Source organism: Novosphingobium rosa NBRC 15208, assembly GCF_001598555.1.
Classification (GTDB): domain Bacteria; phylum Pseudomonadota; class Alphaproteobacteria; order Sphingomonadales; family Sphingomonadaceae; genus Novosphingobium; species Novosphingobium rosa.
Map to the genome: position 1 here is coordinate 1 of NZ_BCZE01000110.1, position 18,011 is coordinate 18,011.

Annotated in this window: 22 protein-coding genes; 10 read left to right on the plus strand and 12 right to left on the minus strand. The window is 65.0% G+C overall.

The window, feature by feature from the left end:
- Positions 1 to 12: 12 nt before the first annotated feature.
- The 6 genes from SR3_RS27860 to SR3_RS27885 are packed head-to-tail and all read right to left on the minus strand — an operon-like array spanning position 13 to position 3,972.
- Complete coding sequence (locus tag SR3_RS27860; protein WP_068093843.1) at positions 13 to 630, minus strand: riboflavin synthase; 618 nt, start codon at positions 628 to 630, stop codon at positions 13 to 15.
- Entirely contained in the window at positions 615 to 1,547 is a 933-nt protein-coding gene (ribD, locus tag SR3_RS27865; RefSeq protein ID WP_068093912.1) for a bifunctional diaminohydroxyphosphoribosylaminopyrimidine deaminase/5-amino-6-(5-phosphoribosylamino)uracil reductase RibD, read from the minus strand. Before ribD ends, SR3_RS27860 begins: the two co-directional genes overlap by 16 nt.
- A 44-nt stretch (positions 1,548 to 1,591) precedes the next feature.
- Complete coding sequence (locus SR3_RS27870) at positions 1,592 to 2,065, minus strand: hypothetical protein (RefSeq protein ID WP_157099168.1); 474 nt, start codon at positions 2,063 to 2,065, stop codon at positions 1,592 to 1,594.
- A gap of 44 nt (positions 2,066 to 2,109) precedes the next feature.
- The gene (locus tag SR3_RS27875) at positions 2,110 to 2,883 is read right to left on the minus strand and encodes a M48 family metallopeptidase (protein ID WP_068093860.1); all 774 of its coding nucleotides are present in this window, start codon (positions 2,881 to 2,883) and stop codon (positions 2,110 to 2,112) included.
- Positions 2,867 to 3,358: a YcgN family cysteine cluster protein gene (locus SR3_RS27880; RefSeq protein WP_068093864.1), complete on the minus strand. Its 492-nt coding sequence runs from the start codon at positions 3,356 to 3,358 to the stop codon at positions 2,867 to 2,869. The genes SR3_RS27875 and SR3_RS27880 overlap by 17 nt, the downstream gene beginning before the upstream one ends.
- Entirely contained in the window at positions 3,346 to 3,972 is a 627-nt protein-coding gene (locus tag SR3_RS27885) for an SCO family protein (RefSeq protein WP_068093868.1), read from the minus strand. The genes SR3_RS27880 and SR3_RS27885 overlap by 13 nt, the downstream gene beginning before the upstream one ends.
- A 158-nt stretch (positions 3,973 to 4,130) precedes the next feature.
- Between SR3_RS27885 and SR3_RS27890 the strand changes: the two genes are divergently transcribed.
- The 5 genes from SR3_RS27890 to ssb all read left to right on the plus strand — a co-directional run bounded on the left by SR3_RS27890 (position 4,131) and on the right by ssb (position 8,231).
- Positions 4,131 to 4,733, plus strand: coding sequence for an ankyrin repeat domain-containing protein (locus tag SR3_RS27890; protein WP_068093917.1), 603 nt, complete (start codon positions 4,131 to 4,133; stop codon positions 4,731 to 4,733).
- Entirely contained in the window at positions 4,733 to 5,401 is a 669-nt protein-coding gene (locus SR3_RS27895) for a COQ9 family protein (RefSeq protein ID WP_068093914.1), read from the plus strand. Before SR3_RS27890 ends, SR3_RS27895 begins: the two co-directional genes overlap by 1 nt.
- A gap of 88 nt (positions 5,402 to 5,489) precedes the next feature.
- Positions 5,490 to 5,729 (plus strand): FeoA family protein, encoded by a 240-nt coding sequence (locus SR3_RS27900; RefSeq protein ID WP_068093919.1) that lies wholly within the window; start codon positions 5,490 to 5,492, stop codon positions 5,727 to 5,729.
- A 3-nt stretch (positions 5,730 to 5,732) separates the two neighbouring features.
- Positions 5,733 to 7,622 carry a ferrous iron transporter B gene (gene feoB, locus SR3_RS27905; RefSeq protein ID WP_068093870.1) on the plus strand — a complete coding sequence of 630 codons (1,890 nt, stop codon included), beginning with the start codon at positions 5,733 to 5,735 and terminating at the stop codon, positions 7,620 to 7,622.
- Between the two features lie 27 nt (positions 7,623 to 7,649).
- Entirely contained in the window at positions 7,650 to 8,231 is a 582-nt protein-coding gene (gene ssb, locus SR3_RS27910; protein WP_068093871.1) for a single-stranded DNA-binding protein, read from the plus strand.
- A gap of 80 nt (positions 8,232 to 8,311) precedes the next feature.
- Here the strand turns inward: ssb and SR3_RS27915 are convergent, their stop codons facing one another.
- Both SR3_RS27915 and SR3_RS27920 read right to left on the minus strand, forming a co-directional pair.
- Positions 8,312 to 8,839, minus strand: coding sequence for a YceD family protein (locus tag SR3_RS27915; protein ID WP_068093873.1), 528 nt, complete (start codon positions 8,837 to 8,839; stop codon positions 8,312 to 8,314).
- Positions 8,840 to 9,361, minus strand: coding sequence for a ubiquinol-cytochrome C chaperone family protein (locus SR3_RS27920; protein ID WP_068093875.1), 522 nt, complete (start codon positions 9,359 to 9,361; stop codon positions 8,840 to 8,842).
- Positions 9,362 to 9,597: 236 nt separating this feature from the next.
- Here SR3_RS27920 and SR3_RS27925 point away from each other — a divergent pair, with 236 nt between their 5' ends.
- From SR3_RS27925 to SR3_RS27945, 5 genes are all read left to right on the plus strand, one after another.
- On the plus strand, positions 9,598 to 10,113 hold the full coding sequence (locus SR3_RS27925; protein WP_068093877.1) for an outer membrane protein assembly factor BamE: 516 nt from the start codon (positions 9,598 to 9,600) through the stop codon (positions 10,111 to 10,113).
- A gap of 58 nt (positions 10,114 to 10,171) precedes the next feature.
- The gene (gene hslV, locus SR3_RS27930) at positions 10,172 to 10,732 is read left to right on the plus strand and encodes an ATP-dependent protease subunit HslV (RefSeq protein ID WP_068093878.1); all 561 of its coding nucleotides are present in this window, start codon (positions 10,172 to 10,174) and stop codon (positions 10,730 to 10,732) included.
- 5 nt (positions 10,733 to 10,737) lie between these two features.
- On the plus strand, positions 10,738 to 12,039 hold the full coding sequence (hslU, locus tag SR3_RS27935; RefSeq protein WP_068093880.1) for an ATP-dependent protease ATPase subunit HslU: 1,302 nt from the start codon (positions 10,738 to 10,740) through the stop codon (positions 12,037 to 12,039).
- A gap of 310 nt (positions 12,040 to 12,349) precedes the next feature.
- Positions 12,350 to 12,541, plus strand: a complete 192-nt coding sequence (locus SR3_RS27940; protein ID WP_068093890.1) for a DUF1737 domain-containing protein — start codon at positions 12,350 to 12,352, stop codon at positions 12,539 to 12,541.
- A gap of 217 nt (positions 12,542 to 12,758) precedes the next feature.
- The gene (locus tag SR3_RS27945) at positions 12,759 to 13,556 is read left to right on the plus strand and encodes a TorF family putative porin (RefSeq protein ID WP_068093895.1); all 798 of its coding nucleotides are present in this window, start codon (positions 12,759 to 12,761) and stop codon (positions 13,554 to 13,556) included.
- 85 nt (positions 13,557 to 13,641) lie between these two features.
- Here the strand turns inward: SR3_RS27945 and SR3_RS27950 are convergent, their stop codons facing one another.
- From SR3_RS27950 to SR3_RS32280, 4 genes are all read right to left on the minus strand, one after another.
- Positions 13,642 to 15,468, minus strand: coding sequence for an ABCB family ABC transporter ATP-binding protein/permease (locus tag SR3_RS27950; RefSeq protein ID WP_068093897.1), 1,827 nt, complete (start codon positions 15,466 to 15,468; stop codon positions 13,642 to 13,644).
- A gap of 108 nt (positions 15,469 to 15,576) precedes the next feature.
- Complete coding sequence (locus SR3_RS27955; protein ID WP_068093901.1) at positions 15,577 to 16,515, minus strand: retropepsin-like aspartic protease; 939 nt, start codon at positions 16,513 to 16,515, stop codon at positions 15,577 to 15,579.
- A 143-nt stretch (positions 16,516 to 16,658) separates the two neighbouring features.
- Positions 16,659 to 17,660, minus strand: coding sequence for a glycosyltransferase family 2 protein (locus SR3_RS27960; protein ID WP_068093905.1), 1,002 nt, complete (start codon positions 17,658 to 17,660; stop codon positions 16,659 to 16,661).
- Between the two features lie 142 nt (positions 17,661 to 17,802).
- A partial coding sequence (locus tag SR3_RS32280) for a hypothetical protein (RefSeq protein ID WP_218018900.1) occupies positions 17,803 to 18,011 on the minus strand: 209 nt, incomplete at its 5' end.

The window sequence follows — 18,011 nt, forward strand, 5'->3', positions numbered from 1 at the left end:
CATCTTTCCCTTTTACCCCTTCAAAGCCTGCATCCGCTTCAAATATCGGGCCAAAACATCGATCTCCAGATTCACCTGATCCCCGACCTTCAGCGCGCCGATGGTCGTCACGGCGGCGGTATGCGGGATGATGTTGAGCAGGAAATGGCAGGTGCCGTCCGCCTGATCGACCACATCGTTCACCGTCAGCGACACGCCATTGACGGTGATCGAGCCCTTGGCGGCGATATAGGGCGCCAGATCGTGAGGCGCGGCGATCTCGAAGCGCAGCGAATCGCCCACCGGCGTGATCGAGACCACCGAGCCCACGCCATCGACATGGCCGGTGACGATATGGCCGCCCAACTCGTCGCCCAGCTTCAGCGCGGTTTCCAGATTCAGCGCGGCGCCCTCGTGCCAATGAGCTGCGGCGGTGCGGGCCAGAGTCTCGCCCGAGATGTTGACGGTGAACCAGGCGTCATCGGTCACGCCGCCCTTGTCCACCACGGTCAGGCACACGCCCGAGCAGGCGATGGAAGCGCCGATGGCGATGCCCTCGGGATCGTAGGGGCAGGTGATGGTGGCGGTCAGGTCGCCTTCCTGCCTGGCTTCGTGGATGGTGCCGATGGCGGTGACTATGCCGGTGAACATGGGTGTGCCTCGTAAATGTCGAGCGTGTCTTGGCCGAGTTGGCGACGCGATGAAAGCTGCCAGCGGTTGTGGGCATCGGCAAGGCGGGAAAGGCCGATGTCGCCGATGGAGGGGCGCCCGCCGCCGATGACGATGGGGGCGCGGTAAAGCAGGATGCGGTCCACCAGATTGGCGCGCAGAAAGGCGCTGGCTGCTCCCGCGCCGCCCTCGATGAAGAGGTTCTGGATATGGGCCATGCCGGTGATGGCTTGCGGAGCGGGCAAGGCGTTCCAGCCGTCCGCAACTTCGCCATGAGTGAGCACCCAGCGTTCAGGGCTGCGATCCTCAAGGCCGGGCAGGCGCACATCCAGCCGGGGGGTGTCGGCGCGGTATGTGCCGCCGCCGACCAGAATCGCATCGGCGCGGGCGCGCATGGCGTGGGTGTGGGCGCGCGCTTCCGGCCCGGTGATCCATTGCGATTCACCGCTGGCCAGCGCGATGCAGCCGTCGAGCGAGGTGGCCAGCTTCAGCGTCACATGCGGGCGGCCAAAGCGGCGCTGCATCAGATAGCCTTCGAGGCTGGCGCGCGATTCAGGCGAATCGGCCAGCTCTGCGATGATCCCGGCGGCGCGGATGCGCTCCATGCCGAAACCTGCCGTGCGTGGGTCAGGGTCGGCGCAGCCCACCACCACGCGGGCGAGGCCCGAGGCGGACACCAGATCGGCGCAGGCCGGGCCGCGCGTGGATTGATGAGCGCAGGGCTCCAGCGTGACGAACATCGTGGCGCCGCGCGCCTGGTCTCCGGCGGCGGCCAGAGCGATGGCCTCGGCATGGGGGCGGCCGCCGGGCCGGGTCCAGCCGCGCGCGATCACGCGGCCTTCCTTCACGATCAGCGCGGCCACGCCGGGGTTGGGCGCACACAAGGGCCGCGCGCGCATCGCCAGCCTTGCGGTGGCGGCCAGCCAGCGCTGATCTTCGGGCGTCACTTGGCCTTGGGAGCGGGTTGGGGCTTGGCGGCGGGCTGGGGATTGTAGGCGTCGGCCTTGGCTTTGGCCGCAGCAGCATCGTCAGCCTTGGCCTTGGCCTCGATGGCGTCGACGTCCATGCCCGAGGCGCGGCCCAGCGCCTTGTAGAGGTCGCGCGTTTCCTGAGCGTCGCGCTCGGCCTCGGCCTGTTCCTTTTCTTTCAGCTTCTGGTTGGCGATGTTGCTGGCCTTGATCTCGGCGTCGCTGCGGCCATCCTGCCAGCTGGTGATGTAGGTGATGTAGGGCAGGCGCTGAGGCACGCGATGCTCCTCGCGCGTCAGCATCGAGAAGGTGAGGGCGGTGCAGCTGGCGGCCAGCAGTGCGATTTTCCAGCGCGCCGTGCCCGCATCGCGGAACACCGTGACAAAGTCCTTCACGGCGCCGGAGGGGCTGACATCCTTCCACATCGAGTTCTTGCGCGAAAAAAGCATGAGCCTGCAGATAGTGCGAGTCAGCGCGCGGCGCCAGTGCTTGCTTATCCTAAAATGCCGTAGAGCCCGCGCCCATGGCGTTTCAGCCAGCGATTGGCCTCTTCGATGTCGCCCTCGAACAGCCTGGCGAGGCAGGCGTGGAAGCGCGGCGAGTGGTCGAAATGCAGCAGATGGGCCACCTCATGGGCGACCACGCTGCGCCGCACGGCATCGGGGGCCATGATCAGCCGCCAGTTGAGCCGGATGATCCCCTTGCCCGAGCAACTGCCCCAGCGCGAGCGCGCATTGGTCAGCGCCAGCGTGGGTAGTGTGAGTGTGGGTTGGGCCACCTTGGCGCGGGCGCAATAGAAGGCCAGATCGTCAGCGAAGAGCAATTTGGCCTCGGCCTGAAGCCAGCGGCGGATGCGGGTGTCGAGACCCTCCGCCGGCCCGCCGAGCCGCAGCGTGCTTTCCATCACGACAGGCCGGCGCGGCGCGGAAACCATATGATCGATACGCAGCACCATGCCGCGAAAGGGCAGGCTGGAGCCATCGCCCAGCAGCGCGGGCGGTACATGGCGCGCCAGTTGCGCTTCCAGCCACAGGGCGCGCGATTTCGCGAAGGCCAGAGCCTCGGCGGTGCGGCCCCAGCGCGGCATGGAGATGCGGATTTCGCTGGCATCGGGCGCAAGGCGCATCACCATGCGCCGCGATTGGGCCAGACGGCGGATGGTGACGGGGATCTGCCGCCCGCCGATCTCGATCGCCGGGGGCACATCGGCCTCCCGCTCGGCGCTTCTGCCGAAAGAGCGGCGCAGGAAATCAGGCAGGACCGCCATGTTTCTCCTCATCATCCTCGACCACTTCGATCTCCATCGGTTCGCCGTCCCAGATGATATGCTGGTGCAGCGGCCCGGCAATTTCCTCGCTGATCGCCTTGCCGATCACCGAAAAGCCCGCGCGATGCACCGCCTCGCGGTCGCCGCAGACCAGATAGTGCCACTCGGGCAGCGGCAGGTCTTCGGCGCGCAGGCGATAGGCGCAGCTGTCAGGCAACCATGGCAAGGTATGGGCCAGACGCGGGGTCAGCCGCACGCAGTCTGGCACGAAATTGCGACGGTTTTTGTAATCCGAACACCGCGCGCTGCGCAGGTCCAAAAGCTTGCAGGCGACATTGGTGTGATAGATGTCGCCGGTGTCGTCATCCTCCACCTTGTGCAGGCAGCACTGGCCGCAGCCGTCGCACAGGGCTTCCCATTCATCGCGCTTCAGCGTGGAGAGCGGCTGCTCCCAGAAGGGCTTCACTTCACCCATTTGACAATCTCGTCGGCCATGGCGTCGGGGCCCCTGTCGGCGGGCAGGATGGCAATGGGCTCGCCCCTGGGGCCCATCAGCAGCACGGTGCGGCTGTGGTTGATGAGATAGCCGCCGCCCGGCGTGGAGGCCCCGCGGTCATGATAGACGGCAAATTCCTGCGCGGCCTTGTCGATCTCGGCCTTGGGGCCGGTCAGCCCCACCACGCGCGGCGAGAAGGCGGCGGCGAACTGCCCGACGATCTGCGGCGTATCCCGCTCGGGATCGACGGTGATGAAGATCGGCACCACGCGAGGTGTCAGCGCGGGATGGCTTTTTTCCAGCTTCTCAAGCGCATGGCCGATCACCGCCATATCGGTGGGGCAGGCATCGGGGCAGTAGGTGTAGCCGAAATAGACGATGCGATAGCGCCCGTCGAAATCGGACCAGCGCACAGTCTTGTTGTTCTTGTCCACCAGCGTGAAGGGCCCGCCCACCTGCGCATCGGCCAGCGGCGGTTTGTCGGCCTGCGTTCCGCTCGATCCGCAGGCGGAAAGCGAGAGCATCAGCGCGGCCAGAAAAGCCCTTGGCAAAAGGGCGGCTTTGGACTTGCGTCGGGGGTGGGCGTTCGTCATGGCGCGCCGGTTCATGCTCTGCTAAAGCCTCTCGCGCAAGGTGCCAGCTGGCCTTGATCTGTCTGCTTGCGATGACTGGAAGGCGGGGGCCGTCATCGGAGCGCATGAGGAGAATGACGAAGGTGATGAGGTCGCGGATTTCGCAGAAGGGCGCCCGTATGCTGCGTTCTGGTCTGTTTGGCGCTCTGGCGCTGGTCATGGTCGCCAGCGGGGCGCAGGCCCAGAATTTCTCCAAGGGTTACAAGTTCCTCGAGTCGGTGCGCAACAATGAGATGAGCGATGTGAACAACACGCTCTCCGAGCCCGGCAACCAGATCATCAACACCCATGACATCTCCACGGGTGACACCGCGCTGCACATTCTGGTGGCCCGGCGCGATACGCCCTGGATCAACTATTTCCTGGCCCGCGGCGCCGATCCGAACGCCAAGAACAACAAGGGCGAGACGCCTTTGGTGACCGCCGCCAACATCGGCTACGCTGAAGGCATGGAGCTGCTGCTCAATTCCGGCGCGCGCCCTGATGAGAGCAACGGCACCGGCGAAACGCCGCTGATCTCGGCGGTGCATCGCCGCGATGTCGGCATGGTGCGCCTGCTGCTGAAGGCCGGCGCCAACCCTGACCGTTCGGACAGCGCGGGCCGCACCGCGCGCGATTATGCCAAGCAGGAAGACCGCTCGGGCAATATGACCAATGAGATCAACACGAACGCCAGGACCAAGGCGGGTGGCGGCCGTTCCTCCTACGGGCCCAGCCTGTGATGAGCGCTGCTGCCGCCTCCGCTGACCTGCCGCTCGACGATCTGCGGCTGCTGCTGGCCCCTGCCATCGCCGATGCCGCCGCTTTCGACGGCTGGAGCGAGGCGGCGGTGCGCGCCGCCGCCGAGCAGCTGGGCGTGAACGGCGATGTCGCCGCCTATGCCTTCAGCGAGGGGCCGATGGCGATGATCGAGGCGCTGGCCGGTTCGGTCGATGTGGCGATGGCCAAGGCGCTGCCCGTTGAAACACTGGCGGCGATGAAGATCCGCGCGCGGATTCGCGCGCTGGTCGCCTTCCGCCTTGAGGCGCAGGCCGGGCGTGAGGAGGCCTTGCGCCGCGTTCTCTCCATCATGGCCGATCCGCGCCATCTGGCCGCCGCCACGAAGCTGGGTTGGCGCAGTGCCGATGCCATGTGGCGTCTGGCAGGCGATACGGCGGTGGACATCAACCATTACACCAAGCGCGCCACGCTGGCGGGTGTTTATGCCGCGACTCTGGCGGTGTGGGTTGATGACCATAGCGAGGGCAAGGCCGACACCTTGGCCTTCCTCGATCGCCGGATCGACGGGATCATGCGGTTCGAAAAGGCCAAAGCCCAGCTGTTCCGCGCCGATCGTGAGCATTTCAGCCTGGTGCGCCTGTTGGGAAGGCTGCGTTATCCTGCGCCATAAAGGTTAACGCAGTTATTGCGAACCAGTTGCAATCCCTCACGCTTTCTGGCAGCGCATGTCCATGCATTCCGTGACGACTCTGCCGCCCATCACGCTCGACAATCTGCCGCTGGAAACGCCCGCGCGGATTTTGGCTGTCGACTGGTCGGCATTGGTGGCGGAAGAGGCGCAGCGGCTGCGGGCGCTGGGGCTGGATGTGGGGGCACGCATCAGCGTGTCGCATCGTGGTGTCTGGGCCGGGCGTGACCCGCTGGCGATCACCATCGGACGCATGACCGTGGCGCTGCGCCGCGTGCATGCCAAGGCCATGACGGTCGAGGCGATCTGAGCCATGACGGTCGTTGAAGCCATTCGCCCTGCCGAAACCACCCGCCTTCAGCGCGCCGCGCTGGTCGGCAACCCCAATGCGGGCAAGAGCGCGCTGTTCAACGCGCTGACCGGCGCGCGGCAGAAGATCGCCAACTATCCCGGCGTCACCGTGGAGCGCAAGGCGGGCCGCCTGCCGCTGCCCACCGGCGAAACCATTGAGCTGACCGATCTGCCCGGCTCCTATGGCCTCGATGCCACCAGCCCCGATGAGGAGGTCACCCGCCGCGTCATTCTGGGCGAGTTGTCCGGAGAGGCCGCGCCCGATGTGCTGATCGTCGTGCTGGACGCCAGCAATCTGGAGCAGCATCTGGTCTTTGCCCAAGAGGTGATCGCGCTGGGGCGCCCCTGCGTGGTGGCGCTCAACATGATCGATCTGGCCGAGCGCGACGGGTTGACGCTCGATCCCGCCGCTCTGGCGCAGGCGCTGGGCGTGCCGGTGATCCCCACCGTGGCGGTGCGCCGCCGCGGCCTGACCGAACTGGCCGAGGCCATCGCCGAGGCGCATGCGCGTGTCGGAGCAGGCAGCGTGCATCCCCGCGCCCATCTCGATATGGCCGAGCGCCGCATGGAGGCCCATGCCATCGCGGGCGCCGCCATCATTTCCGAAAGCGCCAAGCACCGGCTGCATTCGCGGCTGGACCAGGTGCTGCTGCACCCCTGGCTGGGGCCGATCATCCTCTTCGCGCTGCTCTTCGTGGTGTTTCAGGCGGTGTTCTCCTGGGCCAAGCCGTTTCAGGACGGGTTGCAAGGCGTGGTCGACCTCATCATCGGCTTTGTGAAGGGCGAAATGCCCGCCGGGCTGCTGCGCGATTTTATCACCGATGGCGCGCTGTCCGGCGTGGGCGCGGTGGTGGTGTTCCTGCCGCAGATCATCATCCTGTTCTTCTTCATCCTCAGCCTTGAGGCCTCGGGCTATATGGCGCGCGCCGCCTTCCTGATGGACCGGCTGATGGCGGGCGTGGGCCTTTCGGGCCGCAGTTTTATCCCGCTGCTCTCCAGCTTCGCCTGCGCCGTGCCGGGGATCATGGCGACGCGCAGCATCACCGATCCCAAGGACCGCCTGACCACCATCCTGATCGCCCCGCTGATGACCTGCTCGGCGCGCCTGCCGGTCTATGGCGTCATCATCGCGGCGGTGATCCCCAACACGCCGATGGGCCCGGGCGGGATCATCGGCCTGCAGGGGCTGGTGCTGTTCGCGCTTTATGTCGCGGGGATCGTCGGCGCGATGGTGGTGGCGCTGCTGCTGCGCGGCACGATCACCAAGGGCAAGGCCAGCGGTTTCATCATGGAGATGCCCAAGTACCAGATGCCGCGTGGGCGCGATCTGGCGCTGGGCCTGTTCCAGCGCGCGTGGATCTTCCTGCGCCGCGCGGGCACGATCATCTTTCAGGTGGCGGTGATCCTGTGGCTGCTGCTTAACTTCCCGCGCGCCGAGCCGGGCAAGGATCAGGTCGATGCCTCTTTCGCGGGGCATATCGCCAATGGGCTGGCGGTGGTGGTCAAGCCCATCGGCTTTAACCGCGATATCGCCCTGGCGCTGATCCCCTCGATGGCGGCGCGCGAGGTGGCGGTCTCCTCGCTGGCGACCACCTATGCCGTTTCCAGCAGCGATGAGGAAAAGACCGATGAGGCTCTTTCGGCGCAGCTGAAAAAGAACTGGCCGCTGCCCACCGCGCTGGCCTTTCTGGCGTGGTTCGTCTTCGCGCCGCAGTGCATGTCGACCATTGCCGTGACCAGGCGTGAAACAAATGGGTGGAAATGGCCCAGCTTCATGCTGGCCTATCTGTTCGGCTTGGCTTACCTCTTTGCCGGTATCACCTATTGGAGCGCGCTCGCCTTCGGCCTGTAGCGCTCCCGTCACGCGCAAGAGGAAGAGATGGCAGGCAGCGTCAACAAAGTCATTCTGGTCGGCAACCTTGGGGCCGATCCGGAAGTGAAGTCGTTCCAGAACGGCGGGCGCATCGCCAATCTGCGCATCGCCACGTCGGAAAACTGGAAGGACAAGGCCAGCGGGGAACGCAAGGAGCGCACCGAATGGCATTCGGTGGTCCTCCAGTCCGACGGGCTGGTCGGCGTGGCCGAGCGTTTTCTGCGCAAGGGCAGCAAGGTTTACATCGAGGGCCAGCTGCGCACCCGCAAATGGCAGGACCAGAGCGGCAATGACCGCTACACCACCGAAATCTCGGTGGGTGTCGGCGGCGTGCTGACCATGCTGGATGGCGCGCCCGGTGGCGGTGCCGGCGGCGGTATGGGCGGTGGCGGTGGCCAGCGTTCGGGCGGCGGCGACTGGGGCGGTGGTTCCGGCGGCGGCGCTCGTTCGGGCGGTGCCTCGGGTGGCGGCGATTGGGGCCGGACCTCGGGCGGCGGCGGCCAGAGCGGCGGCGGTGACTGGGGCCGCACCAGTGGCGGTTCGGGCGGCGGTTTCGCCGAGGATCTGGACGACGATATCCCATTTTGAGCCCGGTCAGGCGCATCAGACAGAAAAACGCCCCGCGGATCGTTCTGCGGGGCGTTTTCGTTTTCAGCGCGCCAGGGGGGTCAGGGTTTGGGGTTCTTCAGGGCCGCCAGCGCGGCAAAGGGCCCCGTTTTATCCTCGCCCAGCAGGCCCGATTTCTGCCGCACGCGGTTGGCCTCGGGGCCGGTGGCGAAGGGATCGATGGCCAGACCCAGACTCTGCGCCACCGCTTCGCCCAGATCGAGGCGTTCGCCTTCGAACTCGATCTCGTCGCAATCGTCGCTGGTGATCTCGATCTCCTGATCGGCGGAGAGATCTTCCGGCGCGATGCTGCTCGCGGGGACGAAGCGGAAGTCCAGCGGTTCATCCACCTTCATCGGCAGATCCTCGCCCGAGACGGCGCAGCTCTGCACGAAATCGGCCTTGAGGCGGCCCTTGGCGGTTACATTGGCGCCATCGCGGGTGAGGATGACGGTGGCCTCGAGCTGATTCACCGCAACCAGCAGGAAGCGCTTGGCCAGCGCCGCGCATTCCTCCGCGCTGGCGGTGAGGGTGACGGGCTTGTCCTCCAGATGGCGGATGTCGATGATACGGGTAAACTCGGGGGTCATTCAAATCTCTCCTGCCAGCAGGGTGGAGGCCGGCAGGCTCTCCAGCCGCTGGAACAGGGCGCGCACGGCGGCGGCAAGGCCTGCCGTTTCCGTGCCCTCATTCATGGTCATGTTGCGGGTCAGGGCCTCGGCCAGCGCTGCATCGTCAGCTTGCTGCAAGGCGCTGCGATAGGCGCCGATCCGGCCGCCCAGCACGCTCATCAGCCGCCCGATGTGCTTGCCCACCACCATATCGCCCACGCCGGTCTCGCGCAGCTGGCCGTCCATATCGGTGACGAACAGCTCGGTCAGCAGCACGGAAGGGGCCTTGAGCGCCTCCTCATGCTCCATCCGCAGCAGCGCGAGGCTGAGCACCAGCGTGATCGCGTCGAAGCGGCCCGGCAGCGTATCGGCCACGCCAAGATCGGCATACCAGCTCTTCTCACGCGCCGCGCCCACCAGTGCATGCCACAAGGGGCGCACGCTGGCGTGTTCGTCTGCGCGAGGGCCCAGCAGGCGGGAAAGAAGCGATGTGCGGGCCATGGGCTCTGGGATTCCTGTGTTGGGCGTTGCTGCCGGGAACGCCTGCGGGGCGCTTCAGCTGGCCCCATGTGTCCCTTGTTCAGCGCCGGTTCAATGGCTTCGCGCGAAGCGCCATTGCGATATAGGGCAAGGACGCCTAAGGCTGGCCCTGCCTACAGGATCGATCCGGGCGCTGGCAATGGGGAGCGATGGCGCTCCACCGGGCCAGTCGGGGACAGTTGGAGCAATACAAGGCAATGCGGGTCAAATCAGCTGGGCGGGTCAAGACCAAGACGGTGGGACTGGTGATGGGCGCCGCGGCGCTGAGCCTGCTGGCAGGCGGCTGCACCTCCATCCGGGATCATCGCGGCTATCTGGTGGATACGGCGCTGGTCGATTCGGTGATGGTGGGGATCGATAACCGCCAGTCGGTCGAGCATACGCTGGGCCGCCCGACCTTCGTCTCGCAATATGGCAAGGAAGCCTGGTATTACGTGTCGATGGACACCAAGCAGACCGCTTTCCATCGCCCGCGCACCACGGCTGAAACCATTCTGCGCGTCAGCTTCGATCCGCAGGGCAATGTCGCCCGCCTCGACCGCGCCGGGACCGAGAAGGTCGTGCGGCTCAATCCCGATGGCAGCTTCACCCCCACGCTGGGCAAGAAGCGCAGCTTCTTCGAGGATCTGTTCGGCAACATCGGCACCGTGGGCACCGGCATGGGCGGTGGCGCACCCGGCGCCGGCGGTGGCGGCGGCCCCGGCGGCACCTGATCCCATTGAGGCATAAGGTGGTCTGGACAATTCCGGACGGGCCACCATATGCCTTTCCATGGATACTACGAAAGCTGGCCACGGGCTGATCCAGTGGCATGGCACCACCATCGTCGGCGTGAAGAAGGGCGGCAAGACCGTCATCGCGGGTGATGGCCAGGTGTCGATGGGCAACACGGTGATGAAGCCCAACGCACGCAAGGTGCGGCGCATCGGAGATGGCAAGGTCATTGCCGGTTTCGCGGGCGCCACCGCCGACGCCTTCACCCTTTTCGAGCGCCTTGAACGCAAGCTGGAAGCCCATCGCGGCCAGTTGATGCGCGCCGCTGTCGAACTCGCCAAGGACTGGCGCACCGACAAGTACCTGCGCAACCTTGAAGCGCTGATGATCGTGGCGGATGAGGAAACCATGCTGGTGCTCACCGGCAATGGCGATGTGCTGGAGCCCGAAGGCGGGATCACCGCCATCGGCTCGGGCGGCAATTACGCTCTGGCCGCCGCGCGCGCCGTGTCCGATTACGAGGAAGACGCCGAACAGATCGCGCGCCGCGCCATGGCCGTGGCCGCCGAGATTTGCGTCTTCACCAACGACCGCGTGACGGTCGAAACGATTGGTTGAACCCCATGCAAGACAGTCTGACTCCCAAAATGATCGTCCGTGCGCTGGACGAACACATCATCGGCCAGCAGGACGCCAAGCGCGCCGTGGCCGTGGCCCTGCGCAACCGCTGGCGCCGCCAGCACCTCGCCGCCGATCTGCGCGATGAGGTCTCCCCCAAGAATATCCTGATGATCGGGCCCACGGGCTGCGGCAAGACCGAGATCAGCCGCCGTCTGGCCCGCTTGGCCGATGCGCCCTTCGTGAAGGTGGAAGCCACCAAGTTCACCGAGGTTGGCTATGTCGGTCGCGATGTCGAGCAGATCGGCCGCGATCTGGCCGAGGAAGCGATTCGGCTGGAAAAGGCCCGCCGCCGTGAGGCCGTGCGTGAGGCGGCCAGCAAGGCGGCGCTGGAGCGTTTGCTCAAGGTGCTGGTGGGCGACAATGCCAGCGAGGCCACCCGCGAGAGCTTCCGCCAGCGCATCGAGGAAGGCGCGATGGCCGATGTCGAGGTCGAGATCGAGGTGGAGGATTCCCCCGCCGCCCCGATGGAGATCCCCGGCATGGGCGGCGGCATCGGCATGATCAACCTGTCGGACATGATGGGCAAGGCGCTGGGCCAGAAGCCCACCAAGCGCCGCAAGCTGCGCGTCGCCGATGCCTGGGAAAAGCTGCTCGACGAGGAAGCCGAGAAGCGCATGGATCAGGATGATGTCGCCCGCGTGGCGCTGGCCAATGCCGAAAGCAACGGCATCGTCTTCATCGACGAGATCGACAAGATCGCTGTCAGCGATGTGCGCGGCGGTTCGGTCTCGCGCGAGGGCGTGCAGCGCGACCTGCTGCCGCTGATCGAGGGCACCACCATCGCCACCAAATACGGGCCGATGAAGACCGACCATGTGCTGTTCATCGCCAGCGGCGCTTTCCATGTCGCCAAGCCCAGCGACATGCTGCCCGAGCTTCAGGGCCGTCTGCCGATTCGCGTCGAGCTGAAGGCGCTCTCCGAGGATGACTTCGTGCGCATCCTTTCGGAAACGCGGGCGAATCTGGTGGCGCAGTATCGCGCCCTGATGGGCACCGAGCAGGTCTCGCTGGATTTTACGCCCGAGGCCATCCGCGCCATCGCCCGCATCGCCGCCCAGGTGAACGAGGCGGTGGAGAACATCGGCGCCCGCCGCCTGCAGACGGTGATGGAAAAGCTGCTGGAGGAACTGTCCTTCGAGGCTGAGGACCGCCGGGGCGAAACCATCGTGATCGATGAGGCCTATGTCAGCGAAAAGCTGGAAGGGCTGGCAAAGGATACCGATCTGTCGAAGTATATCCTTTAAAGGAAAGGGAAAGTGCGAGGGTGTTACACCCTCGCGCTCCCCTTGGTGTCTACGTTGCGCATCGGGTTTGGCCACAGGGCTAAGCTCGCTGCGCGGCAGGCATGAACGATGGAAAGGCGCTGGGGCTTACTGCCTGCGGCGCCTTTTCGTTACGCTGTTGGAGAGTTCGCGCACGACAATCGGGCGCCACTGCCCTTCCGTCGGAAGACGTTCCGGGAGCGCGAGGGGGTAACCCCCTCGCATCTTCCTTTTCCCTTCTGCCTTCAAACCGCTACCACTGGCCCCCCACAACCCGAAGGAGCCTATCGCCATGTCCACTCCGCCCGACGGCAAGCCCGTTTACCGCCTGCTGACCGGCAAGGACGACCGCGCCTTTTGCGAGCGCGTGTCCGAAGCTTTGGCGCAGGGCTGGCAGCTTTACGGCTCGCCGGCGATCACCTGGGATGTGGAAGGCAGTTACGCCAAGGTGGCGCAGGCTGTCATCTGGCCGGATGCTATGTGAATTTTATACCTTAACCCTGCACAGCAACATAATGTTGCGTTGCGGAAATAGCACAGTAACATTCTAATATGGCGTGTTGGCCATGCTCGATGTTGTGCGCTGCAAACTGGACTGATAGCTCTTGGGCATCCGGAAGAACGGCTCCCGAATATAAGGAGAGCCGGCGCCGGATGCGCAGGATGGAACCCGAATTCATAATAACGGAAAAGGGCTCCTTATGAAGATCAAGTTTGCTTGTGCCGCTGCGGCTTTGACCGTGGCTTTTGCCAGCAATGTCGCTTTCGCTGACGATGCTCCGGCGCCCACTCCTGATTTCACCGTAACGGGCAGCGCGGCGATCGTTTCGCAGTATCGCTTCCGTGGTATTTCGCAGTCGGACAACAAGGCGACCGGGCAGGCTTCGATCACGCTGAGCCACAAGTCTGGCTTCTATGTCGCGACCTGGGCTTCGGGTGCCACGGCCGGCAATTCGACCGTGAACATCGGCGGCAGCGAGATCGACGTTTACGGCGGCTACACCCATGCCATCGGCAAGACCGGCCTGACCTTCGACGGTGGCCTGTACGGCTATCTCTATCCCGGCAACGATCTGAACGAGTATTACGAGCTCTATGGCTCGCTGACCAAGGCCTATGGCCCGGTCACGGCCAAGGCGGGCCTGAACTGGGCACCCAAGCAGAGCTACTTCACCTATTTCAACACGCCCACCAAGTACAACATGTATGAGTATTTCGAACTGGGCCTCGCGGTGCCCAAGACGCCGATCACGGTGCATGCGCATATCGGCCACACCGGCGGCGGCTTCAACTATGTGAAGGAATACCTCGATTACACGGCGGGCGTTTCCTACAAGTGGAAGAACCTGACGCTGGATCTCTCGGCGGTGGGCACCAACATCGGCAAGTCGGATGCCTATAAGGCGCCGCTGACCGATCAGCTGGGCAACCTGAACCCGCAGCAGACCTTCCGCGCCGCCAAGTCGGTCGCTGTGCTGTCGCTGACCGCCAGCTTCTGATGCAGAGCTGAGGCGCTTCCCCCAGAAGAGCGCCATCGGAAAACATGACCGGGGCCGGAAAGCACAGGATGCTTTCCGGCCCTTTTTATTCGGCTGCCTGGTTCAGCTGCTCCATCTCATGGGCTTGGCGCGCCCACATTTCGACATAGAGCCCATCGTGGCGCAGCAGCTGGCTGTGGGTGCCGCTTTCCACCATGCGGCCATCGGCCAGCACGAAGATGCGGTCAGCGTCCGCGATGGTGGAGAGGCGGTGCGCGATCGACAGGCTGGTGCGCTTGGCGGAAAGATCGCGCAAGGTGGAGAGGATCTCCTGCTCGGTCCGGGTGTCGAGCGCGCTGGTGGCCTCGTCCAGCAGCAGGATCGGCGGGTTCTTAAGCAAGGTGCGGGCGATGGCGACGCGTTGCTTCTCGCCGCCTGACAGTTTCAACCCGCGCTCGCCCACTTCGGTGTCGAAGCGCTTGGGCAGGCGGTCGATGAGCGGCATCAGCGCGGCGGCGCGGGCGGCTTCGTGGATCTCGGCCTCGCTGGCGCCGTCGCGGCCATAGGCGATGTTGTAGCCCAGCGTGTCGTTGAACAGCACCGAATCCTGCGGGACGATCCCCAGATGGGCGCGCAGCGAGGCTTGGGTCACCTGCGCGATGTCCTGCCCATCGATCAGGATGCGGCCCGACCACGGATCGTAAAAGCGGAAGATCAGCCGGGCGATGGTGCTCTTCCCCGCGCCCGAGGGCCCGACCAGCGCGATATGCTGCCCGGCGGGCACCTCGAAGGAGAGGCCGTGGAGGATGGTGCGGTCCTTCTCATAGCCGAAGACCACATTGTCGAAGACCACGCCGGGGCGCTGCACCAGCAGGGCAGGGGCGCCGGGGGCGTCGGCCACCTCGACGGGCGTGTCGATCAGGGCGAACATGCTCGACATGTCGATCAGCCCCTGCCGGATGGTGCGATAGACCATCCCCAGCATGTCGAGCGGGCGGAAGAGCTGCACCAGATAGGTGTTGACGAAAACCATGTCGCCCACGGTGAAGCGGCCATGCGCCCAGCCCCACACGGTGTAGCTCATGGCGCCGGCCATCAGCAGGTTGATGATGAGCCCCTGCACGATGTTGAGCAGCCCCAGCGAGTTCTCCGAAGCCACCGCCGCGCTTGCGTAGGCGCGGGCGGACTGGCCATAGCGCTGCAGCTCGCGCTGTTCGGCGCCGAAGTATTTCACCGTCTCGTAATTGAGCAGCGAATCGACGGCGCGGGCCAGCGCCTGCCCGTCGAGCCGGTTCATCGTGGCGCGCAGATGGGTGCGCCATTCGGTGATCCAGCGCGTGGCCGCGACATAGGCCGCGATCGCCAGCGCGGTGGAGAGCACCAGCCCCCATCCGAAGTGCAGATAGAAGATCAGGGCGACCGCCGCCAGCTCCAGCACCGTGGGGGCGATGTTGAAGAGCAGGAAATAGAGCATGTTGTCGATGCTCTTGGTGCCGCGCTCGATCACCTTGGTCACCTCGCCGGTGCGGCGGGCGAGGTGGAAGCGCAGCGAGAGGTTGTGCAGCCGCTGGAACACATCCTCTGCCAGCGCGCGGGTGGCCTCCTGGCCGACGCGTTCAAAGATGATGTTGCGCAGATTGTCGAAGCCGGTGCTGGCGAAGCGGCCCAGCGCATAGGCCATCACCAGCACGAAGGCGGCGGTGAAGGCGCTGGGCCCCTGCGCGGGACGGGTCATCAGATCGACTGCCTGCTTATAGGCATAGGGCAGGGCGAGGGTGATCGCCTTGGCCGCCAGAATCATCACGCAGGCGCCAAGGATGCGCAGGCGCAGCCCGGGTTGGTCGCGCGGCCACAGATAGGGCAGGAAGCGGCGCAAGGTGGCCCAGCCATCATGGCGAATCGGGGCAGAGGAGGTGTGTGTTTCTGGCGGCATAAGGCTTCATGTAGGGGCGCAAGGGGTAAACAAAAACCCCGGCCACCTGCGAAAGGCCGGGGTTTCTGTCGCAAGATCCCTTTGGGGGCCGTGCCGTCAGCTCATGCGCTAGCTGTCGACATCGAACAGGATCTTGCGTTGCGGGAAGTCGATCGCCACCCGTCCGAAGCCGCGCAATTCATGCATGCCCAGTAGCAGGGCGGGGCGTCTGGTCAGCTTGAGCGCTTCGAAAGCGGGCGAATCGACGAAGGCGATCTGAACCTGACTCATCTGGATGCGGCCGATGCGCAGATGGGTGGCCACGCCCAGTTCGGCGTCGATGGTCTGACCGGTGACGCTGCTCAGCGTGACGGCCGTGCCTGTATGGGCCGCCATGGCTTTCTGCAGCGCGCGGTTGCCCACCGCGGCATCGGCGCCGGTGTCGATGATGATGTCGGTGTCGATGCCGTCGATCACGGCATGGCTCATCACCAGCTGGCCGCCGCGCCTGCGGGCCGAGACGACGATCTCATAGCCATCATCGGGCGTCGGCTTGGCCGAATCCTCAATGGCCATGCGCTTGCCGCGGAAATCGAGCAGAATGCGCCGGTCTTTCAGCCCGTCGATGCCGACGATGCCCTGAGTCTCCATGGTGGTGTCAGGGAAGACCGGCACGGTGATCGTGTCGATGGTGCGCTTGCCCAGCTGCATCCCGGCGACCTGCACCGTGTTGACCATCTGCGATCCGGCCAGCCCTGTGACCCGCAGTGGATTGCCCATCGTCAGGCCGAGTTGCATCGCCAGCCCGTTCGACAGCACCGAACGTTGCGCGCCCGTGTCGATCAGGAAGTCGAAGGTGCCGTGGCCGGCGATGGTGATCGGCATGGTCATGCGATCGAAGCGATCTCTGGCCAGCGTGATGGTGTCGCTGCCGATAGGGGTCTGCGATGACAGGCCCGGTTGCGTGACGTCGGCACGCACAGGTAGATCTCCCGCGACGGCAGAAGCCGCCACGGTGCTTGCCAGGGATGCGATGCCCAACGCCAGGGCGGCTGAAAGCGTGCCCATGGCTATCCTCTCCTTGAATGCGGCTAGTTACCGCCTAGCGGGAAAGGATACACGATTCTTGCGCGTTTGAACATGGTGTGTTTGACGCATGCGGGCCTGATTGTGCGCCTGCCCTGCCGGGCTGTCTTACCCTCTGGATTCGATCAGGATTTGATCAGCGCCAGCGCCAGCCTGGCGGCGCGCCAGGGGGAGCCGAAGCGGATCAGCCGGGCCACGGTGCGCCACATGCCATGATGATCGCCGCCATCGGCCAGATAGCGCAGAATCAGGTCGAACCCTTCGTCGCGCAGGCTCTGCAGGGAATAGAGCACGCCATGGGCGACCTTGCCGCGCACGAACTGGGGCAGACCCTGAGCGCCGAAGACCTTATCCAGATCGTCGATCTCGGGCAGGTGGTCGAGATGCTCGGTGGGATCGGGGCGCCCGGCCTTGCGAGCCTGATAGGCCAGCTTGGCGATGGCCGCGCCGATCTGCTGGCGCGCGGCATGGCGGCTGGAGACCTGATCGGGATAATGGCGATAGCGGATCAGCCGCTCGGGCAGGTTGGCGATGCGGGTGACGGCGGCCAGGCGCAGCCAGAGGTCCAGATCCTCGCAATGCTGGAAGGCCGCGTGATAGCCGCCCACCGCCAGCACCACATCGCGGCGATACATCACGGCGGGGTGGCACAGCAGCGGGGCGCCATCCTCGATGGCCTGCAGAAAGGCCTCATGTGTGACGGGATGGCCGGACATGCACAGCGGCCACAGGGCGCCGGTGTCGTCCATCTCCTCCGTCCAGCAGCCGACGACGCCATGGTCGGGATTCTGCTGGAGGAAGGCATATTGCCGGGCGAAGCGTTCGGGCAGGGAGATGTCGTCGGCGTCCATGCGGGCGACGATCGGGGCGCGGGCTTCGGTCAGCAGCTGGTTGAGGCTGACGATCAGCCCCTTGTTGGCGCGGAAGATCGGGCGGATGCGTGAATCGCGGGCGGCATAGGATTCGATGATGGCGCGCGAACCGTCCTTCGAGCCGTCATCCAGAATCAGGAATTCAAAATCGGTGAAGCTTTGCGTCAGGATGCTCTCGATGGCGGACGCCAGGAATCGCTCTCCATTATAAACGCTGAGGGCGACACTGATGGCGGGTATGCGACCGTCGTTCATGGAATATGCGTCCGTGAGAGCCCGCCTTTCCGGGCATCTTGCCAGGAAATCCGATAGAAGGGCCGGGTAAAGAAAGCGTGTGGGCCTTATGGGGTGGTTGAGGGGCTTGCGGGAAGGGGGAAAGGGCAAAGATGTGTAAATTTCAGGAAATATGACAGATAATCAGTCGGTTGCAGCGCTCCGCAACAAAATTGCAAAAATGCGGTTGACCGACTCGAAAGCCCCCCATATATGCCGCTCCACCGAAGCGGTGCTGACGCTGAAACGCTGATTTAGCTCGCTTTAGTCGCCAAACAGACAGACTGATCCGAAACTGGATTTTCCAGTTGAAGGTTAGTCGCTGGTTGGTTT